Below are 22320 nucleotides of genomic sequence, written 5' to 3' on the forward strand. Positions count from 1 at the left end.
GGTTCACTGACGTGCCCGGGCCCGGGCTCCGGCCAGCCGGTCCAGGTGCTCCTCGTAGCCCTTCGCGTAGAACGCCGCCCGATCCGGGTCCGGCTCGACCACCGCCGTCGGTTTCGTCCACGCCGGCGTGTCCAGCCCGGCCCCGTACCGCTCGGCGGCCGCCAGGACCGCGCCCCGCGCGCCCACCTCGCCCTCGACGACCCGCAGCGGCCGCCCGAGCACGTCGGCCAGCAGCCGCATCCAGGCGGAGCTGCGGGTGCCGCCGCCGCAGACCGCCAGGTTCCCGGTGAGGCCCGCCGCCTCCAGGCAGTGCCGGGCCGCGTACCCGATGCCCTCGCAGGTGGCGCGGACCAGATCACCCCGGGTCGACTCCAGACAGACGCCCGTGAGTTCGGCGCGCAGACGCGGTTCCACGAAGGGGGCGCGCTCGCCGGAGGGCGCGAAATACGGCAGCACCCGCACGCCGTGCGCCCCGGGCGGGGTCTCGGCCAGCAGGCCGTCCACCTCCTCGTGCCGTACTCCGGTCGTCGACAGCACCCAGTCCAGCGCCGCCGTGCCGACCATGGCGGGCATGGCGCGCAGCCAGTGCCCGGGCCGGTCGGTGGAGATGTACAGACCGGCCGGCTCGCCGGTCAGGTCGAGCTCGGTGGTGGCGACCAGACTGGCCAGACAGGTGCCGACGATCAGCAGACCGTCCCCCGGGGACGTCACCCCGGCGCCCAGCGCACAGGCCGGCAGATCGTACGGCCCGTTCGCGATCCGCGTCCCGGACGGCAGGCCCTCGCCCCGCGTCCGGGCCGTCGCCACCGGGTCACTGACCGGGGCCAGCAGACCACGGCGGTGCGCCAGCCCCAGCACCTCGACGACCCGGTCGTCGTACGCCCGGGTCCGCGGGTCGAGGAACGGCATCGACGCGTCCGACACATCCGTCGTCGCCGCGGCTCCCGTCAGCCGCTGGAACACCATGTCCTTGCAGTACAGGGCGGCCTTCGCGGCGTCCAGCGCCTTCGGTTCGTGACGGTCCAGCCAGGCCAGCAGCGGCCCCGGGCAGCCGGGGAACATCGCACTGCCCGTGCGCCGGAACACCGACTCGAACGTGCCGTCCGCCAGCCAGCCGTCGACCAGTTCGTGCGCCCGCCCGTCCATCCAGGAGGCGGCCGGGCGCACCGGCCGGCCCTCGCCGTCGACCAGCCACACCCCGTCGCCCTGCCCGGTCAGCCCGGCCAGCTCGACGGGCTCGTCCACGGCGGAGGTCAGTGCCTCGAGCACCGCGACGACAGCCCCGTACACCTCCTCCATGTCCTGCTCGACGACCCCTTCGTGCAGGTCCAGTCCCACCGGCCGGGATTCCACGGCCAGTTGGCGGCCCGTGGCGTCGAAGGCCGCCGCCTTGACCATGGACGTGCCCACATCGATACCGACGTACATGCGGCTCTCCTCCCGGTCCTCAGGTAAGACAGTGCGCGAGCGGCTCCCCGCGCACCCAGCGGCCCACCTCTTCGGCGGCGATCCGGGCGGCCTTCTCCGCGACCGCCCGTGACGCCCCGCCCAGGTGGGGGGTGAGGACCACGCGGTCGGCGAGTCCCAGCAGCCGGGACCGCGCCGGCAGCGGCTCCCGCTCGTAGGTGTCCAGCGCCGCCGCCGACACCCGCCCGCTCTCCAGGGCGTCGCACAGTGCGCCCTCGTCCAGCAGCGGGCCCCGGGCCACGTTCACCACCACCGCGCCGGACGGCAGCAGCCCCAGCTCCCGGGCGCCGATCAGCCCCCGCGTCTCGGGGGTGAGCCGGGCGTGCAGGGTGACCACCTGGGAGCGGCGCAGGAGGTCGTCGAGGGAGGCCACCCGCAGGCCGTGGATCTCGCCGTGCACATACGGGTCGTGGACCATCACCCGGGCCCCGAACGCGCACAGCGCCCGCGCGACCCGGCTGCCGACGGCCCCGTACCCGACCAGCCCGACGGGCAGGTCCTCCAACTCCAGTCCGCTCCGCTCGTAGGTGTAGTACGTCGCGCCCTCCCAGCTGCCCCGCCGGGCGAGCGGTTCGTGGGCCTGGGGGATGCGGCGCAGGGCCGCCAGCATCATGCCGACGGTGAACTCGGCGGTGGCCGCGGCGTTGCGGCCCGGCGCGAAACACACCCGCACGTCACGGCTCCTGGCCGCGTCCAGGTTGACGTTGACCGGTCCGCCCCGGCAGACCACGACCAGCCTCAGATCCGGGCAGGCGGCGAGGACCTTCTCCGTCACCGGTCCCATCTGCGTGACCAGGACCTCGGCCCCGGCCAGCGCCTCGATCATCGCGTCCTCGGCGTCACTGGCCTCCTGCACCTCGGCGACCGGCCCGAACGGCTCCAGCGGCCAGCCGAGCCGCAGTTCCGTCACGTCGGCCCGCTCCACCTCGTGCTCCACCGCCCGCGTGATCAGCGACGGCAGGACGAAGTGGTCACCGGCGGCCACGACACGCACGCTGTTTCGGTCGGTCATCGCAGACAGGCTCCTGTCTCGGCGTCGAAGACGTGGGTGTGCCCGGGATCGGCGGCGACCCGGACCCGCTCGTCGTGGGCGAGCCGCACCTCGGGGTCGGTGAGGACGACCAGATGCCGTTCGACCCCGCCCAGGGCGAGGGTCGCCAGGCCCGACTCCAGGAGCGGCTCGTGGGCGACGACCCGGGCGGGCAGTCCGCCGTCGGCGGTGAGCCGGACGTCCTCGGGGCGCACTCCCACCACCACCTCCCGCCCCCGGTCCACCGGCAGGGGCAGCGCGATGCGCACGGAGTCGGAGAGGCGGGCGTGCCCGTCGCCGTCGGCGATGCCGGGCAGCAGGGTGATCGCCGGTTCGCCGACGAAGTCCGCGACGAACACGTTGGCCGGGCTGTCGTAGATCTCGTAGGGGGTGCCGAGCTGCTGGATGACGCCGTCCTTCATCACGGCGATCCGGTCGGCGAGGGAGAGGGCCTCCTCCTGGTCGTGGGTGACCAGGATCGTGGTGTGGCCCAAGTCCTTCTGGATGCGCTTGAGTTCCCGGCGGGTGGAGTCGCGCTGGGCCGCGTCCAGGTGGGAGAGGGGTTCGTCGAGGAGCAGGACGTCGGGTTCGCGGATCAGGGCGCGGGCCAGGGAGACGCGCTGCTTCTGGCCGCTGGAGAGGCCGGCCGGGCGGGCGCCGAGGAGGTCGGTCAGGCCCACCCGCTCGGCGATGTCCTTCACCTTGCGCTCGACATCCCCCCGGGAACCGCGGGCGGCCCCGCGCCGGGCCTTCAGGCCGAACGCCAGGTTCTCCGCGACCGACAGCGGCGGATACAGCGCGTAGTTCTCGAACGCGACCCCGATGTTCCGCTGCTGGGCGGGCCGTTCGACGACCGACGTCCCGCCGACCAGGATGTCCCCGCCGGTGACGGACTCCAGCCCGGCGATCATCCGTAAGGTGGTCGACTTGCCGCACCCGGACGGCCCGAGCAGCCCGAGCAGCTCCCCGGACCGCAGGTTCAGGTCGATCCCGCGGACGGCCTCCACCGAGGGCCGCCCGCGCGACCGGTAGGTCTTGCGCAGCTCACGTAGCTCCAGTCCCGTCATGGCCGCCCTTCATCGCGCAAACCTCGTAACGGACCTTGTGCTCGTCCAGATCCCGCAGTGCCTCCGGCGTCGCCCCGTCGTCCACGAGAACCGTGTCGAAGCGGGACAGCGTGACGACCCGGTGCAGGGCGACCCGGCCGAGCTTGGTGTGGTCGATCAACAGGACGTTGCGTGCCGCCGCGTCGAGCATCGCCCGCTTCACCGACACGATGTGCTGTTCCTGGTGGTAGGCGTACCCCCCGTGCACGGCCGACGTCGACGCGAAGCACACGTCCACCCGCAGCTGCTCGACGGCCTCCACGCACGACACCCCGAGGAACGAGGAGTGCAGCGGGTCGTAGTCGCCGCCGAGCGCCATCAGATGGATGCCCCGCTGGTCGGACAGGAGGTTGATGGCCTCCAGGAAGTTGGTCACGACCGTCAGCGGCGTGACCTCGGCCGTGCGCAGCCGCCTGGCTATCTCCAGCGTGGACGTGGAGTCGTCCAGCAGGATCGCCATCCCCGGCTCCACCATGCGCAGCGCGTGCTCGGCGAGGGCCGCCTTCTCCGTCCGCATGGACTTCAGCCGGTACTGCACGTTCGACTCGAAGACCCCCGACGGCTGCGCGGTCACCCCGCCCCGGAACTTCCGTACGATGCCCTGCCGTTCCAGCTCGTCGAGGTCCCGGTGGATGGTCATCAGACTCACCCCGAACCGCTCGGCGAGCTCCGCCGCCGTCGCCGAGCCGTCGGCGAGCACCTGCTCGGCCATGGCGGCCTGGCGTGCCGCGGGCCCCTGCTGTCCACCACTGCTGTTGCTGCTCATGACTCGGTCTCTATCCGTCGTCCCGGTCGCTCCGGCCGGTCGGCCTCGAACAGCAGCAGGTTCTCAGGCCGGACCACGAGCCGTACCGGATCGTCCGCACGAAGGCGCGCCGCGTCGGCCCTGGCGGCCACCAGCGACACCCGCTGCTCCCCGGACCCGAGCCGCACGGTGACCTCGACGGACCGGCCGAGCACCTCGGTGACGTACACGGTCCCGGTCAGTTCGTGGCCCTCGCCGCCGTGCAGGGCGATGTCCCGGGGGCGCAGGCCCACCAGTACCTCCGTGCCCGGTGCGGCCCGGGCGCGGACCGGCAGCTCCACACCGCCGTCCGCGCGCACGCCGCTCTCCGTCACCACTCCCGGCAGCAGGTTGATCCGGGGCCGGCCGAAGGCCCGGGCGACCTCGGTGTCGTGGGGCCGGTACCAGATCTCCTCCCGTGTGCCCGTCTGCACGATCCGGCCCTGGCGGATGACCCCGATCCGGTCGCCGAGCGCGAGCGCCTCGACCGAGTCGTGGGTGACGTAGAGGGTGGTGGTGTGCTGCACGGCCCCGATCGCCTTCAGCTCGGCCCGCATCTGCTGGCGGAGCTTGGCGTCGAGGTGGGAGAGCGGCTCGTCGAGCAGGAAGGCCCGGGCGGGGCGGACCAGCACCCGGCCGAGGGCGACCCGCTGCCGCTGGCCGTTGGACAACTGGCCCACGGGCCGGTCCAGCAGCCCGGAGATGCCGAGCAGCTCGGCGATCGCGCCGATCCGCTGCCGGGCCTCGTCGGCGGGCAGCCGGTGCCGGGGCGAGCGCAGCGGCGAGGCGAGGTTGTCGTAGGCCGAGCGGTGCGGGTAGAGGGCGTAGCTCTCGAAGCACATCGCCACGCCCCGGTCGTAGGGCTCCACACCCCGCATGTCCTCGCCGTCGAGCACGACCGTGCCCGAGTCGGGCTGTTCGAGCCCGGCGATGGTCTTGAGGGTGGTCGTCTTGCCCGCCCCGGACGGTCCGAGCAGACAGAAGAACTCGCCTTCCCGCACCTCCAGTTCGAGCTCGTTCAGGGCGAGGGTCTTCCCGTACGCCTTGCGTATCCCGCTCAGCCGGATCATGACTTCACCGCCCCGAACGACAGGCCCCGCACCAGATACCGCTGGATCGTCAGCGCCAGCAGCAGCGGCGGTACGACCGACACCAGCGCGGCGGCTGCCGTGAGGTTGTACTTGGGCCGGTCCCCGCCGAGGAACGACAGGGCGCCCACGGTCACCGTCTGGGCCTCGTTGGACGTGAGGATCAGCGGGAAGACGAAGTTGTTCCAGGCGAAGATGAACGCCAGCAGCGACACGGCCGCGACGCCCGGCTTGACCAGCGGGAGCGCCACCCTGAAGAAGGCCTGCTTGCGGGTGTAGCCGTCCAGCAGAGCCGCCTGCTCCAGCTCCGGGGTCAGATCGGCGAAGTAGGACCGCATGATCCACACGATCAGCGGCAGCGTGACGAGTTGCAGCACCCACACCATGCCGACGTACGTGTCGAAGAGACCGAGCTTCTGGTAGAGCACGAACAGCGGGATGATCACGGTGAGTTCGGGTGCGAAGCGGAACGACAGCAGCGTGAACATCAGGTTCTCGGAGCCCTTGAACCGCCACCGCGCCGAGGCGTACGCCGCCGGCAGCCCCACCACCAGCGACAGCACGACCGCCCCGACCGACACCACCAGGCTGTTGACGAAGAACCGCACGAACGGGATGCCCTCGCTGTCGCCGAGGACCGTCCGGTAGCCGTCGAGGGTGGGGGAGAAGGAGAAGTAGGTGGAGAAGAGCTGGTCGGTCGGCTTCAGCGACAGGATCACCATCCAGGCGATCGGGAACAGCGCGAAGACGAAGTAGAGGACGAGGGCCGCGTCGCACAGCCACCCCGCCAGGCGTTTTTTCATGTGGAGACCTCCGCGGCCTTCCGCTGGATCTTCCCCAGGTGTTTCACCAGCACCATCGCGGCCAGATACACCACGGCCCACAGCACGATCGTGTAGGAGATTCCGAAGGAGTAGCGCTGGAAGCGGATGGCTTCCAGGTACGCCCGGATCTGGAGCACGACGGTCGAGTCACCCGGCCCGCCCTCCGTCAGGGCGTAGATGATGTCGAACACCTTCAGCGAGTCCATGAACCGGAAGATCACCGCGACCAGGACGTACGGCCACAGCATCGGCAGGGTCAGGCGGCGGAAGGTGTACCACCACCCCGCGCCGTCCACGGCCGCCGCCTCGAACGGGGAGGTGGGCAGCGACCGCAGACCGGCGAGGGCGAGGATCGCCACGAACGGGGTGTAGACCCACACGTCCACGGCGATCGACGACAGCAGCGCGCCCGTCGGGGTGTCGGTCCACTGCACCCCGCCCAGCCCGAAGGGCTTGAGCAGGTGGTTGACCACCCCGACCGACGGCTGGAGCATCAGCTTCCAGATGATCGCCGCGATCACCGGGGCGATCATCAGCGGCAGGATCAGGATCTTCTCCAGCACCCGGCCGATCAGGCTCGACCGGTACAGGAGCAGGGCGACGGCCACGCCGAGCACGGTCTCGGCAAGGGCCGCCCCCACCGCGTACAACACCGTCACCCACGCCGAGTTCCAGAACGCCTCCTGGGTGAAGACGGCTGTGTAGTTCTCGAAGCGCACCATGTCCGGCTGCGGTTTGCTCGCCGAGAAGTCGAACAGCGTGTAGTACAGGCCGAGCCCGAAGGGGTAGAGGATCCCGCAGGTCAGCAGCAGGGCGGGGACGATCAGGACGTACGGACGCAGCGCGAGCCGCCACCCCATCGCTCTAGCCCACCTTGCGGGCGAGGTCGTCCGCCAGCCCGTCCAGGACCGACTTCGCGCCCTTGCCCCCGTAGATCTCCTGGAGGGCCGCCGCCCAGCTGGTCGTCGCGTCGAAGAACTGCGCCTGCGGGGTGAACTGGATCTTCGTCTGGTCGACGACCGTCTCGAAGGTCTCCAGGAAGCCCGGCAGATGCCGCATCTTGTCCTTGTACGCGGCGTCGTCCGCCACCGACTTGCGCACCGGGTCGATGTGGTTGTGGGTGATCGCGCTCCTGCGCAGGTGCTCCTTGCCGGTCGCCCACTGCAGGAACAGCCAACTGGCGCTCTTCTTCTTGCTCTTGGCGTTCATGCCGAGCGACCAGATCCACATGTTGGTGGCGAGCGACCCGCCTGGGCCCTTGGGTCCCGGGTGGAAGGCGATCTTCCCGGAGGCGGGGCTGGCGCCCTTCACCGCCTGGAAGTAGGCGGCCGTGTCGGCGTCGAACAGCATCCCGGCCTTTTTCGCGCCCAGGTCGCTGGAGCACTGGTACCAGGTGTACGACGTCCAGGACGGCGGCCCGCCCTGCTTGACCATGCGGGCCCAGTCCTCGGTGAAGGCGACGGCCTCCGGGCTGTTCATGGCGGGGGTGAGCTTGCCGCCGTCGACCGTGAAGTCCTTCAGCCCGTTGCGGGCGTACATCGTCATGAAGCCCGGGTGGATGGTGGCCCAGCTCCTGGACCCGCGTACGGCGATCCCGTACATCCCGTCGAAACCGGCGCCCGGCGCCTTGCGCTTGATGGTCCCGGCGAGTTCGGTCAGCTCGTCGAAGGACTCGGCGGGTTTCACGCCGAGCTTCTTGAAGAGCTCGGTGTTGTAGGCGACGACGTTGGTCTCCCAGCCCCACGGCAGCGCGTACTGGCCGCCCCGGCCGAGCGGCGCGCCCGCCTTCAGGGACCACTGGTCGGCCTGGAGCAGGTTCGGGAAGAAGTCGGCCTGGTCCCATTCGGCGCCCGTCGCTGAGGAGTTGCGCATCCAGGGGCCGAGGTCCTCCAGCCAGTTCGGCGGCCCGTACTGCCACACCATGTACGCACCGAGCATGAAGACGTCGTAGGAGGCACGCCCGCTGGACAGGTCCACGGTGAGCTTGTCGAAGTAGTTGTCCTCGGGGAAGACGTCGTACTCGACCTTGATGCCGGTCTTCTCGGTGAACGACTTGAGGTCGGCGATGAGGGCGTCCGTGTACGGGTGCTTGTTGAGCAGGGCCTTGACGGTGGTGCCCTTCTCCCGCTTCCAGTCGAAGGAACCGGTGACGTCGTCCGCCGCGGACCCGTCGCCCTTGTCGTCGTTCCCGCCGAAACCGGCGCCGCAGGCCGTCAGTAACGGGGCCGCCGCCACCCCTGCGGCGAGGGCGAGGAAGCGCCGGCGGTCGTGCACGTGCGTGTCCATCCGTACCTCCGCGTGGAGCCTGGTTAACACGTCGAGTCGACTCGTTAACAGAGGGTGGAACGGCTGAAGTTGGGCGTCAATCCCTCGCGCACGGGAAAATATCGGGGCACAGTGAGAAGTTCACAGATCCGGCTGCGACGGCACGGGAGGTTCCGGATGGTGAACGACGGTGCGGACGAGGGTGCGGGCTGGCTGGGCATCGACCTGGGCACGCAGAGCGTCCGCGTGCTGCTCGTCACCGCCGACGGCACGGTCCTCGGCAGCGGCTCGGCCCCGCTGACGGGCCGGCGGGAGGGGGTGCGGCACGAGCAGGACCCGCTGCGGTGGTGGGCGGCGCTGTGCACGGCGTCCCGGGCGGCCCTCGGCTCCGCGCCCCCGGACCTGCCGGTCGGCGGCCTCGCGGTGTGCGGCACCTCCGGCACGGTCCTGCTGACCGACGGCTCGGGCCGCCCGGTGAGCCCCGCGCTGATGTACGACGACGGGCGGGCCAAGGCCGAAGCCTCGCGGGCCCGCGGGGCGGGGCTCGCCGTCCAGGACACCTGGGCGCTGCCGAAGGCGCTGTGGCTGCTCGGGGAGTACGGCGGCACCTCGCTGCGCCTGACGCACCAGCCCGACCTGATCGTCTCCCGGCTCACCGGCGAGCCGCCCCCGGCCGATTCCAGCCATGCCCTGAAGACGGGCTACGACCTCGACGGCGACCGCTGGCCGGAGGCCGCCCTGACCGAACTGGGCGTTCCCGACGGCCTGTTGCCGAACGTCGTCCGCCCCGGGACGCGCCTCGGCGAGGTCTCCTCGGCCGCCGCCGGCGCCACTGGCATCCCCGCCGGCACACCGGTGCTCGCCGGCATGACCGACGGCTGCGCGGCTCAGATCGCGTCGGGCGCACTGCGGCCCGGCTCCTGGAACTCCGTGCTCGGCACCACGCTCGTGCTGAAGGGCGCCGCCCGCGACCCGGTCCGCGACCCCACCGGCGTGGTCTACAACCACCGCGCCCCGGACGGCACCTGGCTGCCAGGCGGGGCGTCGAGCGTCGGGGCTGGGGCACTCGCGGCGCGCTTCCCGGACGCCGACCCGGCCGGCATGGACGCGCGGGCGGCCGCGTACGAGCCGTCCCGTGCGGTCGTCTACCCGCTGGTGTCACCGGGGGAGCGGTTCCCCTTCCGGGCGCCGGAGGCGACCCCGCTGATCCTGGGCGACCCCGCGGAGGACGCCGACCTGTGGGCCGCGCTGCTCCAGGGTGTCGGCTTCGCCGAGCGCCTGTGCCTGGACTACCTGCACCACCTCGGCGCCCCCCTGGACGGCCCGCTCACCTTCACCGGCGGCGGCGCCCGCAGCCCCTACTGGAACCAGCTGCGCGCCGACATCCTGGGCCGCCCGGCCCGCGTCCCCGAGCAGACGGAACCGGCCCTGGGCATGGCGGCGCTCGCCGCGTACGGGGCGTCGGGGGCGGGTGCGCTCGCGGACGTCGCCGAGCGCATGGTCCGCGTCCGGACCGTCGTCGAACCCCGCCCCGGCCGCACGGCCGCCTTCGCCGAGCCGTACGCGCGTCTCGTCGACGCCCTGCGGCACCGCGGCTGGCTGCCCGCCCCGGTCGCCGCGCACGCGCACGGCCGGCTGAACCGGGATACTTCCACCTCATGAGTACGACCCTCCTGCTGGTCCGCCACGGACAGACCGTCTGGCACGCCGAGAACCGCTACGCCGGCATCAGCGACATCGACCTCACCGACACCGGCCGCACCCAGGCCGACGCCCTCGGCCGGTGGGCCGCCGCCCACCCCGTCGACGCGATCTGGACGTCCCCGCTGTCCCGGGCCGTCGCCACCGCCGAGCCCGCCTGCCGCGCCCTCGGCCTCACCCCCCAGAGCGAACCCCACCTGCGGGAATGCGACTTCGGGATCCTCGAAGGCCGTACGCTCGCCGAGTTCGAGGCCGAGGACCCCGAGTGGGCCGCGGCCTACCGGGCCGACCCGGTGGAGCACTCCTTCCCCGGCGCCGAGGACCCGCTGGCCGCGGCGGCCCGTGGCGTGAAAGCCCTGCGGGGCATCGCCGCCGCCCATCCCGGCGAACGTGTCCTGGTCGTCGCCCACAACACCCTGCTGCGGCTGGTGCTGTGCAGCCTGCTGTCGATCCCGGTGAGCGAGTACCGCAGAGTGCTCCCGCGGTTGCGGAACGCGGCGATCAGCGAACTGCGCATGAACCCCGACGGTTCCGCCGCACTCCTCTCACTCAATGTGCCGTGCGAGGCTCATGTGCCGTAGCACCATGGGCACATGACGCAGATCGACACGTCGGTGCCGCACTCGGCCCGGATCTGGAACTACTGGCTGGGCGGCAAGGACAACTACCCGGTGGACGAGGCGGCCGGTGACGCGTACACCGCCGTCTTCCCCGGCATCGTCACCATCGCCCGCAGCAGCCGCGCCTTCCTGGGCCGCAGCATCCGGTACCTCGTCCAGGAGGCCGGTGTGCGGCAGTTCCTCGACGTCGGCACCGGCCTGCCGACCGTCGACAACACCCATGAGGTGGCCCAGGGCCTGGCCCCCGAGGCGCGGATCGTCTACGTGGACAACGACCCGCTGGTCCTCGCGCACGCCCGCGCCCTGCTCACCTCCACCCCCGAGGGCGCGACGGCCTACGAGCCCATCAGCCTCTTCGAGCCCGAGGAGGTCCTCGCGGCCGCCGGCAGGACCCTCGACCTCACCCGACCCACCGCCCTGATCCTCAGCGGCATCCTGGGCCACGTGGCCGACTACGACCAGGCCCGTGACCTGGTCCGCCGCCTCCTGGCCGGTCTGCCCTCCGGCAGTCACCTCTCCCTCAACGAGGGTTCCCGCGGCACGGATCCGGCCTACGAGCAGGCCCAGGACGCCTACAACGAGACGGGCGCGGTCCCGTACTTCCTGCGGCCGGTGGAGCAGATCGAGGCGTTCTTCGAGGGCCTGGAGCTGGTGGAGCCGGGCGTGGTCTCGGTGCCGCTGTGGCACCCCGAGCCGGGCGCGCCGACCGAGCCGATCGGCCAGCACGGCGGGCTGGGCCGCAAGCCGTAGCGCGCCCATGGGAAACCCCCGCGAGTCACGTCCTCGCGGGGGTTTCCCTTCCTCCGCCTGCCGTGCGTGAAAGGTGAGAAGACGATCACGAGGCAGGACGCTTCAGGGCCTCAGGGGGCCAGCAGCAGCACATCCGCCCGGGACCTGGCGGCCTCGTAACGCCGCGCCACGTCCTGCCAGTTGACGACCTGCCACATCGCCTCGATGAAGTCGACCTTCTGGTTCTTGTACTGCAGGTAGAAGGCGTGCTCCCAGGCGTCGAAGACCAGGATCGGGGTGGCGCCCTGGCCGACGTTGCCCTGGTGGTCGTAGACCTGCTCCACGATCAGCCGCCCGCTCAGCGGCTCGTAGGCCAGCACGCCCCAGCCCGAACCCTGCGTGGTCGCGGAGGCCTTGGTCAGCTGGGCCTTGAAGCCGGCGAACGACCCGAACGACTCGACGATGGCGTCGGCGAGCTCCCCCACACCGTCGGCGGCCAGCGGCTCACCGCCGCCGTCCTTGGGGCCGGTCATGTTCTGCCAGTAGATGCTGTGCAGGATGTGCCCGGACAGGTGGAAGGCCAGGTTCTTCTCCAGCCCGTTGATCGAACCCCACGTCTCCTTGTCCCGCGCCTCGGCAAGCTGCTCCAGCGTGTCGTTGGCACCCTTCACATAGGCGGCGTGGTGCTTGTCGTGATGCAGCTCGATGATCTCGGGGCTGATCACGGGCGCGAGCGCGGAGTAGTCGTAGGGCAGTTCAGGCAGCGTGTAGACGGGCATGCGCGGGATCCCCTCCGGACCTCTTATTGCAAATAGCTTGCAACTGCACGCTAGCAGCAGAAGAGCTCCGGTGGGGGTCCGGGCACGCGAAAGGCCCCCGCGTGTGTCGCGGGGGCCTTCGGCGGTGGGCTTCCTACTGCTTGGCGCGGGCCTTCTGCCACGCGTACCCGACCGCGGCCAGGACCAGGATCATCCCGCCCGTCGAATACAGCTGCACCCGCGTGTCCGGCTCCCGGGCCATCAGGACGAAGACCGCGGCCATACCGGCCAGGGCGACCCAGGTCAGCCACGGGAACGCCCACATGCGCACGGCCAGCTTCTCGGGTGCCTCGCGCTCCAGGCGGCGGCGCAGGCGCAGCTGTGAGACGGCGATGAAGATCCAGACGACCAGGATCACCGCGCCGATCATGTTCAGCAGCCAGGCGAACACGTCGTTCGGCCGCCAGTAACTCAGCAGCACGCACGCGAACCCGAACACCGAGGACGCCAGCACGGCGATCCGCGGCACCCCGCCCGAGACCCGGCCGAGCCCCTTCGGGCCCTGCCCACGCTCCACCAGCGAGTAGGCGATGCGGGAGGCGCCGTAGACGTTGGCGTTCATGGCGGACAGCAGGGCCACCAGGACGACCACGTTCATCAGCTGGCCGGCCCCGGGGATGCCGAGCTCGTCGAGGGCGGCGACGTACGGGCCCTTCTCGACGACCGCCTCGGAGTCCCAGGGGACGAGCGTGACGATGACGGCCATCGAGCCGATGTAGAACAGCGCGATGCGCCACATCGCCGTGCGGACGGCGCTCGCGACGCCCTTGACGGGGTTCTCCGACTCGGCCGCCGCGATGGTGACCGTCTCCAGGCCGCCGTAGGCGAAGACCGAGGCGAGCAGGCCGATGACCAGGCCCTCACCGCCGTTCGGCAGGAAGTCCGTGAGGTGGCTCGCGCCGGGGGAGTCCGTGCCGGGCAGGACCCCGAGGATCGCCAGGACGCCGAGCACCAGGAACAGGGTGATGGCGCCGACCTTCAGCGCCGCGAACCAGAACTCGAACTCGCCGAAGTTCTTCACGGCGGCCAGGTTCGTGGCGCAGAAGACCACCATGAACAGCGCCACCCATGCCCACTCCGGCGTGCCCGGAAGCCAGCCGGTGACGATCTTCGCGGCGCCGATGCCCTCCAGGCCGACGGCCGTGCAGAGCAGCACCCAGAAGGACCAGCCGGCGGTGAATCCCGCCCAGGGGCCGATCGCCCGCTCGGCGTGTGCCGAGAACGACCCCGACGAGGGATACGCGGCCGACATCTCGCCGAGCATCCGCATCACCAGCATCACGAGGGCGCCGGAGAGGGCGTAGGCGACCACGATCGAGGGACCGGCCGCGGCGATACCGGCACCGGAGCCGACGAACAGACCGGCCCCGATCACCCCACCGAGGGCGATCATCGACAGGTGGCGCTGCTTCAGGCCGTGGGAGAGGGAGACGTCGTCCGCGCTGGGCGGCGTCCCCGGGGTGGTGCTGCTGGGCATGGGCGCGACTCGTCCTATGCGTGAGAGGCGTACGAGGCAAAAACGCCGCCAGTCTCGGATGCCTCTCCGCCCGACGGAGAGGCATCCCACCATGTGGACTGTCGTGTCGCTCTGTGTGGCTAGGCGGCGACCGGTGTGTAGTGCGAGGCGTCGCCCTCGATGGAGTAGCTCTCCTTGCCCTCGATGCCCACGGGGATGTCCCCGGCGACGGTCACCCGGTGCAGGCGCCGGGGCAGGCCGTCGTAGTTGTCGACGGCGTAGTGCTGGGTGATGCGGTTGTCGAACAGGACGAGCTGGTTCGGCGACCAGCGGTGGCGCAAGAGGTTCTCCGGCCGGGTGACGTACGCCTGGAGCAGGTCCAGGATCTTGCGCGACTCGCCCGCCGACAGGCCCACGATCCGCTGGGCGAAACCGCCGATGAACAGCCCGCGCTCGCCCGTCAGCGGATGGACGCGGACCACCGGGTGGACCGTGCGGTACTTGATCGAGGTGAACTGGGCGCGCCGGGCGGCCTGCTCCTCGTCGACGTCCTCCTCGGCGACGGCGTAGTCGTAGTCGTTGGTGTGCTCGGCCCACAGGCTGTCGGCGAGGCTCCGCAGCGACGCGGGCAGGTTGCGGTAGGCGGCGGCCGAGCTGGCGATCAGCGTCTCGCCGCCGTACGGCGGGATCGTGATGCTGCGCAGGGTGCTGGCCTGCGGCGGGTTGAGGACGAAGGTGACGTCGGTGTGCCAGTTGTTGGCGGCCCGGCCCCGCTCGCTGTCGACGGGCAGCACGTTCGGGGCGCCGTCCACGGCCGACACCGTCGAGTGGGCGGTGGTGATGTCGCCGAAGTGGCCGGCGAAGGCCTGCTGGCCCGCGTCGTCCAGGCCCTCCGCGTCGAAGACCAGGGCCTTGTGGGCGTTGAGCGCGTCCCGCAGGGCGGTGGAGGTCTCCTGGCCGAGGGGCTTGGTGATGTCGACGCCCTCGACGCGGGCGCCGATGTGCGCGGTGACCTTGTGGATCTCGATGGCCATGACGGTTTCTTCCGGATGAGGGGGGGTCAGACGAGGGCGGGGATGATGACGTGCTGGTTGGCGGGGCGCGGGAGGCCGTAGCGCTCCCGCAGGGTGCGGCGGGCACTGCCGTACTCGGTGCGGAGCAGTCCGCGGGCGCGCAGTATCGGGACGACGTGGTCGACGAAGGCCTCCAGGCCGGACGGCAGCACCGCGGGCATGATGTTGAAGCCGTCCGCGGCGCCCGACTCGAACCACAGCTCGATGGTGTCGGCGACCTGCTCGGGCGTCCCGGCGAAGGTGAGGTGCCCGCGTCCGCCGCCCAGCCGCCCGATCAGCTGCCGCACGGTGAGCCGGTCACGCCGGGCCAGCTCCACGACGAGCGTGTAGCGGCTCTTGGCGCCCTCGATGGCGCTCTCCGGCGGCAGGTCGGCGGGGAGCGGACCGTCCAGCTCCAGGGAGCCCGGGGCGAGTTGCAGCAGCCGCTCCAGGCGGTCCACGCCGTGCGCGTGCACGATGTGGTCCTCCAGGAGCCGCTCGTTGGCCAGCGCCTCGGCCTCCGTGGAGCCGATCACCGGGACGATGCCCGGCAGCACCTTGATGTGGTCGGCGTCCCGGCCGGCCGCGACCGTCCGGGCCTTGAGATCGGCGTAGAAGGCCCGCGCGTCCTCGATGGTCTGCTGGGCGGTGAACACGGCCTCCGCGTAGCGCGCGGCGAACCGCTTGCCGTCCTCGGAGGAGCCCGCCTGCACGAGCAGCGGGTAACCCTGGGGCGTGCGGGGCACGTTCAGCGCCCCCTCGACGCTGAAGTAGCGGCCCTGGTGCCGGGGCGGGTGGATCTTCGCGTCGTCGCCCCACACGCCCGCCTCCTTGTCGGCGACGATCGCGTCGTCCTCCCAGCTGTCCCACAGCTTCAGCGCCACGTCGAGGAACTCGGCGGCCCGCGCGTACCGCTCGGCGTGCGCCGGTTCGGCGTCCAGACCGAAGTTGCGGGCGGCCTCGGCACCGGCGGTGGTGACGATGTTCCAGCCCGCCCGGCCGCCGCTGAGGTGGTCCAGCGTGGCGAACTTCCGGGCCAGGTTGTACGGCGAGTTGTACGACGTGGAGGCCGTGGCGATCAGGCCGATGTGCTCGGTCGCCGTCGCCAGGGCGGTCAGCAGGGTGATCGGCTCCAGCGCCCCGGCGGGCCGCTGTTGCACGCTGTTCCACAGCTGCGGGCCGTCGGCGAGGAACAGCGAGTCGAAGGTGCCGCGCTCGGCGATCCGGGCGAGCCGTACGTAGTGGGCCAGGTCCACATGCGCGTACGGGTCGCTCTCCGGCAGCCGCCACGACGCCTCGTGGTGACCGGTGTTCATCAGGAACGCGTTGAGGTGGAGCTGTCTGCGGGTCATCGGTGGTCCTCCGTGACACCGAGCGCGGCCAGCAGCCGCTCCCGGTATTCGCCGAGCAGGGGGTCGCGGTACGACCGGGGGTGCGCGCGGTCGATGGTGAGGTCGAGGCCGATCCGGCCGTTGTCCAGGACGAGCACCCGGTCGGCGAGCACGATCGCCTCGTCCACGTCATGGGTGACCAGCAGCACCGAGGGCCGGTGACGCTCCCAGAGCTCCCGGAGCAGGCCGTGCATCCGGATCCGGGTGAGTGCGTCCAGCGCGCCGAACGGCTCGTCGGCCAGCAGCAGTTCCGGTTCGCGCACCAGGGACCGGGCCAGGGCGGCGCGCTGGGCCTCGCCGCCGGACAGCTGGCCCGGCCAGGCACGCTCGCGGCCCTTCAGGCCCACCTCTTCCAGCGCCTCACGGCCCTTGCGCCCGGCGTCCTTGCCCTCCGCGCCGAGCAGCACGTTGTCGAGGACCCGCCGCCAGGGCAGCAGCCGGGAGTCCTGGAAGACCACCGACACCCGCTCGGGCGCGGTGAGCTGCCCGCTGCCCGTGACTCCGTGATCGAGTCCGGCGATCGCCCGCAGCAGCGTGCTCTTGCCGGAGCCGCTGTGCCCGAGGAGGGCCGTCAGCTGCCCGGCGGGCAGATCGAGGTCGATGCCGTCGAGGACCGTGCGCCCCTCGAACGACCGTGTCAGGCCGCGCAGTCGGACGGCGGGACGGGTCAGCTGCTCAGTGTGCGGCGCCATGACAGCACCCTCCGTTCGACGATACGGACCGCGCTGTCGGAGATGAGGCCGAAGATGCCGTAGACGACCAGGCCGACGAGGATGACGTCGGTCTGGCCGTAGTTCTGCGCCTGGAACATCATGTAGCCGAGGCCGCTGGTGGCGTTGATCTGCTCCAGCACCACCAGACCCAGCCAGGATCCGGTGACCCCGAGCCGCAGGCCGACGAAGAAGCCGGGCAGAGCGCCGGGGACGACGACCTGGCGGATGAACTGGACCTTCGACAGGCCCTGCACCTCGGCGAGTTCGACGAAGCGGCTGTCGATGCCGGACAGCGCGGCGTGCGTGTTGAGGTAGATCGGGATGTAGACGACGATCGCGATGATGGCGATCTTGAAGGTCTCCCCGATGCCCAGCCACAGGATGAACAGCGGGATCAGACCGAGGGTGGGGATCGCCCTGTTGAGGTTGACCGTCCCGTCGATCAAAGCCTCACCGGTCCGGGTCAGCCCCGACGCCAGCGCGAGCAGGATCCCCACGGCCAGACCGATCGAGAAGCCGGTGGCCGCGCGCTGCAGCGAGGTCAGGATGTCGTCCGGCAGCGTGCCCGCGGTCCACAGCCGGCTGCCCGTCTCCAGCACCGTCCACGGGGCCGGGATCGCGCCCGGGTCGAGCAGACCGGCGGCGGAGGCGGCGCCCCACAGCGCGAGGAGGGCGGCCGGTCCGACGAGCCGGGCGGCGGGTAGCCGCTTGCCGGGAGCCAGCCGCCGGCGCCTGCGCACCTGGTGCGTCCCCTCCACCGGGGCGAGCACTACGGCAGCCTGCGCGCTCGTGTGCGTCGTCGTGGTCACGGCGGTCACCTCCGGTACTCCGCGGGCACGGCCTTGGCCGCGAGGGACTCGAAGCGGTGGTCGAAGAGCTCGGAGACGTCGAACTTCTTCACGAAGCCGCCCTCCGCGAGCAGATCGGCCGTCTCCTGCTCCCACCTGATGGCCTCGTCCCAGCGGGGCGGGAACAGCGGCTTGTTGGCCAACGCGGTAATGGCCTTCGCCTGGGGGAGCGTCAGGTTCTGCGTCCCGACGTAGAACTGCTCGTTCCACTGGTCCGGGTGCTCGTAGGTCCACACCTGGCCCTTCGCCCAGTACGGGATGTACGCGGCGATCGCGGCGGCCTTCGCCTTGTCGTTCAGCACCGAAACCGGCGCCCACAACAGGTTGAGCAGGTCCACCACGTCCGTGGTGATGGTGCGGGCCGACTTGTACTGCGCGAGATACGCCGGCGCCTGGGTGTTGGCGAGCGGGGCAATGTCCACCTGCCCGGACTGCAGGGCCGTGAGGAACTGGTTGCTGGTCAGCGGCACCAGCTCCACGTCGTCGTACGCCAGCCCGGCCTTCTTCAGCGCCCGCAGCAGGACCACGCCCTGTGCCTGGCCCTGGGAGAAGGCGAGCCGCTTGCCCTTGAAGCCGGCGACCGTGCGGATGTCGCTGCCCGGCTTGGTGGCGAACAGGTAGTTGGGCTTCCGGGTGATGTCGATCGCGACGATCTTCGCTTCGAAGCCCTGGTAGTGCGCCTGGATCGGCGGAATGCCCGCGTTGTTGGCGACCTCCAGGGACTTCGCGCGGAAGGCGTTGATGACATCGGGTCCCGCGCCGATGTTCAGCCAGTTGGCCACCTTGAACGGCAGATCCCGGAAACCGGCCAGCTTGAACTGGAGTTGCTGCGCGTTCTGGTAGGAGGCGATCTTCAGGCTCGTACCGGCGGGAACCCTGGAGGCCAGGGGAGCGTCGGAGGCCTCCTCGGCGGCGGCACTGCTGTCCGCGCAGCCGCTCAGTCCGGCCGCCGCGGCCGTCACGCCGAGCAGTGAGGTCAGGAACAGACGCCGGTCGAGACCGGGCAGGGCAGGAGAGGGCATGGGAGGACTCCCTGGGTATGGAAGGCGGCACCGCACGCGGAATTCCGGACAGGAAAAGCCGGGCAGGGGAATTCACGTGAAATTCACACGGGGAAGAAGAAGGCGCTCCGTGAACGGGCGCCTGGGCGCGTCAACGGGTCAGCAACAGAGAGTGCGACAGCTCGTGAGCGGGGTCATGAACAGGATGTTCCTGGTCAACAGCCCGTCCTGTCAACATTCCGAGTTTCTGAATTAAATAGCCTCAGGTGACGCGGCCAGCGGATCCCGATAGAGAACGTCGAGCGCCACCGAACCGCCGGCCACGGCCAGTACGGAATCCGTGAAACTGATCGGTGAGACGCTCGCGGCGCGATCCTCTCCGATCTCTTCCCGCAGCGCTGCCAGACAGTCCGCCCGGTGCATGACCCCGATCTCCGTCACGACCACCCGCTCGGGGTTGAGGACGTCCTGCAGCAGTCCGACCGCACGGCCCACCCGCCGCGACCGCTCCCGCAACAGCCGCCCCGCCACGGGGTCACCGGCCGCCGCGGCGGAGACCACGTGCATCGGGTTCACCCCGTCGACGACGCCCGCCTCCCGGGCCAGCCGGCACAGCGTCCGCTCGCTCAGCTCGACCTGGAGGCAGCCCACCCGGCCGCACGCGCAGGGCTCCGTGCCGCCCGGCACCGGCAGATGGGCGATCGCCCCCGCCTGCGAGCGCGGCCCGTGGTGGACCTCGTCATGGGTGGCGAACGCCGAGTCGACCACATTGCCCGCGAACAGATGCAGCACACTGCGGCTGCCCCGCGCCCGCCCGAACAACCGCTCCGCGTTCACCAACGCCCGCGCGTGCCCGTCGACATGCACCGGCAGCCCGGTACGCGCCCCGAGTGCCTTGCGCACCTGCACCTCGCGCCAGCCGAGCAGTTGATGCTCCACGACGGTGCCCGAGTCCCGGTCCACCCAGCCGCCCGCCGCGAACCCGATCCCCAGCGCCCTGCTGCGGGGAGCCCCGGCGAGCAGCGCCGCCAGCGCGTCGGCGGCCCGGCCCAGCACCCGCGCGGGCTCGCTGCCCACGTGCTTAACCTCGCTGCGGGCCACCACCCGCCCGCGCAGGTCCAGCAGCGCGACCGTGGTGTACGGCACCGCCACGTGCACGCCGCCCACCACGAACCGGGAGTCGTCCAGATCGACCGGCAGATGCGGCCGGCCCACCCCCTTGGGGCGCCGCAGCTCGGCGGACTCACGGATGAGCCCCAACTCGGCGAAGCGGGCACAGTAGTCGGTCACCGACGCCGGCGACAGGCCGGTCAGCCGGGCGATGGTGCTGCGCGCGACCGGCCCGTGCTCCAGCACGGACCGCAGGACGACGCTCGCGCTGGTGCGGCGCCGGTCGCTGTCGGCGACACGGGGGATGGGGGACGTCAGAAGGGGAGCCGCGGTACGGGGCATGGGAATCTTCCTGGAGGCCGGTCCGACACTGCGCCGTTTCGATCGGCGAGCCGGATCCCTCCGCCTCGCCTCACCGAGGGCGGCGACAGGTGGCCGTGCCCTGGCGTCGCAGGTCGACGTAGCGACGCGACGAGAAGTACCGGGCCTGGGCAACCATGTCCGCGACGCTAGCAAAACGGCCCCGGGCTGCCCAGACGGCGACCGACGGGCGAGACGGCGCAGTCGATGCCGTTGGGGGAAACCTACAGACGCCCGATCTCCGGCTCCCGTGTCGCACGGCACTCCATCACCGTGACGGGCATCACGCCTGACTCCCTGTAACCCGCATCCTTTGTTCGAAGCCGACCAACGGCCGGTCCACGCCTTTGTCGAGCGCTGACGGTGATCGGGACGAGGGCGCTGGGATAGCGTCACGGTGTCCCGCCCGCCCTCACCCTCGCGGAGTCCCCATGAGCACCGCTGCCGCCACACCGTCCAGCACCGGACAGGTCCTCGCCGACCTGCTCCCTGCCTCCCGAGTCCGGGACGCGGCCCTCGTGCTCGGCGGCGCCGCGCTCACCGGCCTCGCCGCCCAGATCTCCGTGCCCGTGCCGGGCTCCCCGGTGCCGGTGACCGGCCAGACCTTCGCCGCGCTGCTCGTCGGCACGTCCCTCGGCGCCGGCCGCGGCTTCCTCGCGCTCGCGCTGTACGCCCTGGCCGGCATCGCCGGTGTGCCGTGGTTCGCCGGCGCCTTCTCCGGTGTCGCCCCCTCCTTCGGCTACATCCTCGGCATGATCCTCGCCTCCACCGTCGTCGGAGCCCTGGCCCGCCGCGGCGCCGACCGCTCGGTGCTGCGCACCGCCGGCACGATGCTGGTGGGCGAGGCGATCATCTACGCCGTCGGCGTGCCCTACCTGGCCCTCGCCACCGGCATGTCCGCCACCGCCGCGATCGCGGCCGGCCTCACGCCGTTCCTCATCGGCGACGCCCTGAAGGCGGCACTGGCCATGGGCGCCCTTCCGACGGCCTGGAAGTTCGCGAACAAGCGCTGACACCGTAGGCGTTGCCGAGCGCTGCCACCGTAGGCGTTGCCGAGAGGCCCGCCGGGGGACGATGCCCCCGGCGGGCCTCTCGGCGTACGCGCTTTCCGCAAACGGCGGCCGATTCAGGCCCCCTGGACCCCCGGCCGTCGCCGTTGCGACCACCACAGTCCGGCCACGCCCGCGGCGACGAGGGACGCCCCCGCCGCGCCCAGCGGCAGCAGAGTACGGGTCGGGCCGGTCTTCGGCAGTTCCTTGCCGCCCGGGCCCGCCGGTTCGTTGTCCGTGCCGAGCAGCAGGGGCGTGGCCGGGGCGTCCGGCGACGGGTTGCTCGTGCCGAACGGCACCGGGCCCTGTTGCCAGAACGTCTTCTTCCCGTCGCTCGTCTGCACGGGCAGGCAGATCTTCCCGGTCTTGCCGAGGTCGAACGTCGCGTCGACGGCGTACGACTTCGACTTACCGGCCGCGAGATTGCCGATCGGGCATGCGAATCCGCTGTTCGAACCCTCCGGAAGTCCCTTCTCGGGAATCGCCGAACACCCCTCGACACCCTTGACGACAAGCCCGTCGAAACCGACGACCAACAGCCTGATCTTCCCGCTGTCCTTGCTCCCCTCGTTCTTCACCGTGGCGGTAATCGCCGTCTTTTCGGAACTGTTGTCGACCGAGATCTTCCCGGGCAGTGCCGTGGTCAGCTTCACCCCTGCCGGGGCGGCGTCAACCACCTTTCCCCCCTTGCTGCTCGCGGGTCCATCGTCCTCCGCGCCGGCCGTTCCGGAAAGGATCATCACCGCCGAGAAAGATGCCATGACCAGCGATCCCGTGACCATTGTCGTGCGACGAGAACTCATGTTCGTCCCCCCTTGCGTCCCCCTGGGCTGCGCCTGAATTCGCAGCACTGAAAGAGGTACCACAAGATTTCCCCGCACTATCCTGGTACGGCACGAAGTGTGACC

Annotated in this window: 21 protein-coding genes; 4 read left to right on the top strand and 17 right to left on the bottom strand. The window is 71.2% G+C overall.

What is annotated here, in order from left to right; genetic code table 11:
• Window positions 1-3: 3 nt before the first annotated feature.
• Genes FDO69_RS13200 through FDO69_RS13235 form a run of 8 tightly spaced genes read right to left on the bottom strand, consistent with a single transcriptional unit; the run spans window position 4 to window position 8585 of the window.
• Window positions 4-1428, bottom strand: a complete 1425-nt coding sequence (locus FDO69_RS13200) for an FGGY-family carbohydrate kinase (protein WP_104779970.1) — start codon at window positions 1426-1428, stop codon at window positions 4-6.
• 19 nt (window positions 1429-1447) lie between these two features.
• On the bottom strand, window positions 1448-2479 hold the full coding sequence (locus FDO69_RS13205; protein WP_104779971.1) for a 2-hydroxyacid dehydrogenase: 1032 nt from the start codon (window positions 2477-2479) through the stop codon (window positions 1448-1450).
• Entirely contained in the window at window positions 2476-3564 is a 1089-nt protein-coding gene (locus FDO69_RS13210) for an ABC transporter ATP-binding protein (protein WP_104779972.1), read from the bottom strand. The genes FDO69_RS13205 and FDO69_RS13210 overlap by 4 nt, the downstream gene beginning before the upstream one ends.
• Entirely contained in the window at window positions 3542-4369 is an 828-nt protein-coding gene (locus FDO69_RS13215; RefSeq protein ID WP_104779973.1) for a DeoR/GlpR family DNA-binding transcription regulator, read from the bottom strand. The genes FDO69_RS13210 and FDO69_RS13215 overlap by 23 nt, the downstream gene beginning before the upstream one ends.
• Window positions 4366-5457, bottom strand: coding sequence for an ABC transporter ATP-binding protein (locus FDO69_RS13220; protein WP_104779974.1), 1092 nt, complete (start codon window positions 5455-5457; stop codon window positions 4366-4368). The genes FDO69_RS13215 and FDO69_RS13220 overlap by 4 nt, the downstream gene beginning before the upstream one ends.
• Window positions 5454-6278 (bottom strand): carbohydrate ABC transporter permease, encoded by an 825-nt coding sequence (locus FDO69_RS13225; RefSeq protein WP_167526577.1) that lies wholly within the window; start codon window positions 6276-6278, stop codon window positions 5454-5456. Before FDO69_RS13225 ends, FDO69_RS13220 begins: the two co-directional genes overlap by 4 nt.
• Window positions 6275-7159 (bottom strand): carbohydrate ABC transporter permease, encoded by an 885-nt coding sequence (locus FDO69_RS13230; protein WP_104779976.1) that lies wholly within the window; start codon window positions 7157-7159, stop codon window positions 6275-6277. Before FDO69_RS13230 ends, FDO69_RS13225 begins: the two co-directional genes overlap by 4 nt.
• Window positions 7160-7163: 4 nt before the next feature.
• Window positions 7164-8585: an ABC transporter substrate-binding protein gene (locus FDO69_RS13235; RefSeq protein ID WP_104779977.1), complete on the bottom strand. Its 1422-nt coding sequence runs from the start codon at window positions 8583-8585 to the stop codon at window positions 7164-7166.
• A 156-nt stretch (window positions 8586-8741) separates the two neighbouring features.
• Between FDO69_RS13235 and FDO69_RS13240 the strand changes: the two genes are divergently transcribed.
• From FDO69_RS13240 to FDO69_RS13250, 3 genes are read left to right on the top strand one after another with little or no spacing between them, the layout of a single operon-like run.
• Window positions 8742-10226, top strand: a complete 1485-nt coding sequence (locus FDO69_RS13240; RefSeq protein ID WP_104779978.1) for an FGGY-family carbohydrate kinase — start codon at window positions 8742-8744, stop codon at window positions 10224-10226.
• The gene (locus FDO69_RS13245) at window positions 10223-10846 is read left to right on the top strand and encodes a histidine phosphatase family protein (protein WP_104779979.1); all 624 of its coding nucleotides are present in this window, start codon (window positions 10223-10225) and stop codon (window positions 10844-10846) included. Before FDO69_RS13240 ends, FDO69_RS13245 begins: the two co-directional genes overlap by 4 nt.
• 12 nt (window positions 10847-10858) lie before the next feature.
• Window positions 10859-11635 carry an SAM-dependent methyltransferase gene (locus FDO69_RS13250; RefSeq protein WP_104779980.1) on the top strand — a complete coding sequence of 259 codons (777 nt, stop codon included), beginning with the start codon at window positions 10859-10861 and terminating at the stop codon, window positions 11633-11635.
• 110 nt (window positions 11636-11745) lie between these two features.
• Here FDO69_RS13250 and FDO69_RS13255 read toward each other — a convergent pair whose 3' ends face one another.
• From FDO69_RS13255 to FDO69_RS13290, 8 genes are all read right to left on the bottom strand, one after another.
• Complete coding sequence (locus tag FDO69_RS13255) at window positions 11746-12393, bottom strand: superoxide dismutase (protein WP_104779981.1); 648 nt, start codon at window positions 12391-12393, stop codon at window positions 11746-11748.
• Between the two features lie 133 nt (window positions 12394-12526).
• The gene (locus tag FDO69_RS13260) at window positions 12527-13909 is read right to left on the bottom strand and encodes an amino acid permease (RefSeq protein WP_104779982.1); all 1383 of its coding nucleotides are present in this window, start codon (window positions 13907-13909) and stop codon (window positions 12527-12529) included.
• Between the two features lie 119 nt (window positions 13910-14028).
• Window positions 14029-14922: a TauD/TfdA dioxygenase family protein gene (locus tag FDO69_RS13265; RefSeq protein WP_104779983.1), complete on the bottom strand. Its 894-nt coding sequence runs from the start codon at window positions 14920-14922 to the stop codon at window positions 14029-14031.
• Between the two features lie 26 nt (window positions 14923-14948).
• Window positions 14949-16292: an LLM class flavin-dependent oxidoreductase gene (locus FDO69_RS13270; RefSeq protein ID WP_104779984.1), complete on the bottom strand. Its 1344-nt coding sequence runs from the start codon at window positions 16290-16292 to the stop codon at window positions 14949-14951.
• Window positions 16289-17023 carry an ABC transporter ATP-binding protein gene (locus FDO69_RS13275; protein WP_104779985.1) on the bottom strand — a complete coding sequence of 245 codons (735 nt, stop codon included), beginning with the start codon at window positions 17021-17023 and terminating at the stop codon, window positions 16289-16291. The genes FDO69_RS13270 and FDO69_RS13275 overlap by 4 nt, the downstream gene beginning before the upstream one ends.
• Window positions 16999-17862, bottom strand: coding sequence for an ABC transporter permease (locus tag FDO69_RS13280; RefSeq protein ID WP_170320872.1), 864 nt, complete (start codon window positions 17860-17862; stop codon window positions 16999-17001). The genes FDO69_RS13275 and FDO69_RS13280 overlap by 25 nt, the downstream gene beginning before the upstream one ends.
• Window positions 17859-18914, bottom strand: a complete 1056-nt coding sequence (locus FDO69_RS13285; RefSeq protein WP_104779986.1) for an ABC transporter substrate-binding protein — start codon at window positions 18912-18914, stop codon at window positions 17859-17861. Before FDO69_RS13285 ends, FDO69_RS13280 begins: the two co-directional genes overlap by 4 nt.
• 231 nt (window positions 18915-19145) lie before the next feature.
• A complete protein-coding gene (locus FDO69_RS13290) occupies window positions 19146-20345 on the bottom strand; it encodes an ROK family transcriptional regulator (protein WP_104779987.1) in 1200 nt (399 codons plus the stop codon).
• A gap of 449 nt (window positions 20346-20794) precedes the next feature.
• Here FDO69_RS13290 and FDO69_RS13295 point away from each other — a divergent pair, with 449 nt between their 5' ends.
• A complete protein-coding gene (locus FDO69_RS13295; protein ID WP_104779988.1) occupies window positions 20795-21376 on the top strand; it encodes a biotin transporter BioY in 582 nt (193 codons plus the stop codon).
• 113 nt (window positions 21377-21489) lie between these two features.
• Here the strand turns inward: FDO69_RS13295 and FDO69_RS13300 are convergent, their stop codons facing one another.
• Window positions 21490-22215: an LPXTG cell wall anchor domain-containing protein gene (locus FDO69_RS13300; protein ID WP_104779989.1), complete on the bottom strand. Its 726-nt coding sequence runs from the start codon at window positions 22213-22215 to the stop codon at window positions 21490-21492.
• Window positions 22216-22320 lie beyond the last annotated feature (105 nt).

It is taken from the genome of Streptomyces tibetensis (assembly GCF_007655005.1).
GTDB lineage: Bacteria > Actinomycetota > Actinomycetes > Streptomycetales > Streptomycetaceae > Streptomyces > Streptomyces tibetensis.

Bases quoted from the DNA above. Each gene is read 5' to 3' on its own strand.
- FDO69_RS13260 (WP_104779982.1), bottom strand. From the start codon at position 13,909: ATGCCCAGCAGCACCACCCCGGGGACGCCGCCCAGCGCGGACGACGTC.
- FDO69_RS13230 (WP_104779976.1), bottom strand. From the start codon at position 7,159: ATGGGGTGGCGGCTCGCGCTGCGTCCGTACGTCCTGATCGTCCCCGCC.
- FDO69_RS13265 (WP_104779983.1), bottom strand. From the start codon at position 14,922: ATGGCCATCGAGATCCACAAGGTCACCGCGCACATCGGCGCCCGCGTC.
- FDO69_RS13285 (WP_104779986.1), bottom strand. From the start codon at position 18,914: ATGCCCTCTCCTGCCCTGCCCGGTCTCGACCGGCGTCTGTTCCTGACC.
- FDO69_RS13210 (WP_104779972.1), bottom strand. From the start codon at position 3,564: ATGACGGGACTGGAGCTACGTGAGCTGCGCAAGACCTACCGGTCGCGC.
- FDO69_RS13300 (WP_104779989.1), bottom strand. From the start codon at position 22,215: ATGAGTTCTCGTCGCACGACAATGGTCACGGGATCGCTGGTCATGGCA.
- FDO69_RS13295 (WP_104779988.1), top strand. From the start codon at position 20,795: ATGAGCACCGCTGCCGCCACACCGTCCAGCACCGGACAGGTCCTCGCC.
- FDO69_RS13245 (WP_104779979.1), top strand. From the start codon at position 10,223: ATGAGTACGACCCTCCTGCTGGTCCGCCACGGACAGACCGTCTGGCAC.
- FDO69_RS13270 (WP_104779984.1), bottom strand. From the start codon at position 16,292: ATGACCCGCAGACAGCTCCACCTCAACGCGTTCCTGATGAACACCGGT.
- FDO69_RS13240 (WP_104779978.1), top strand. From the start codon at position 8,742: ATGGTGAACGACGGTGCGGACGAGGGTGCGGGCTGGCTGGGCATCGAC.
- FDO69_RS13220 (WP_104779974.1), bottom strand. From the start codon at position 5,457: ATGATCCGGCTGAGCGGGATACGCAAGGCGTACGGGAAGACCCTCGCC.
- FDO69_RS13205 (WP_104779971.1), bottom strand. From the start codon at position 2,479: ATGACCGACCGAAACAGCGTGCGTGTCGTGGCCGCCGGTGACCACTTC.
- FDO69_RS13215 (WP_104779973.1), bottom strand. From the start codon at position 4,369: ATGAGCAGCAACAGCAGTGGTGGACAGCAGGGGCCCGCGGCACGCCAG.
- FDO69_RS13225 (WP_167526577.1), bottom strand. From the start codon at position 6,278: ATGAAAAAACGCCTGGCGGGGTGGCTGTGCGACGCGGCCCTCGTCCTC.
- FDO69_RS13290 (WP_104779987.1), bottom strand. From the start codon at position 20,345: ATGCCCCGTACCGCGGCTCCCCTTCTGACGTCCCCCATCCCCCGTGTC.
- FDO69_RS13250 (WP_104779980.1), top strand. From the start codon at position 10,859: ATGACGCAGATCGACACGTCGGTGCCGCACTCGGCCCGGATCTGGAAC.
- FDO69_RS13200 (WP_104779970.1), bottom strand. From the start codon at position 1,428: ATGTACGTCGGTATCGATGTGGGCACGTCCATGGTCAAGGCGGCGGCC.
- FDO69_RS13275 (WP_104779985.1), bottom strand. From the start codon at position 17,023: ATGGCGCCGCACACTGAGCAGCTGACCCGTCCCGCCGTCCGACTGCGC.
- FDO69_RS13235 (WP_104779977.1), bottom strand. From the start codon at position 8,585: ATGGACACGCACGTGCACGACCGCCGGCGCTTCCTCGCCCTCGCCGCA.
- FDO69_RS13255 (WP_104779981.1), bottom strand. From the start codon at position 12,393: ATGCCCGTCTACACGCTGCCTGAACTGCCCTACGACTACTCCGCGCTC.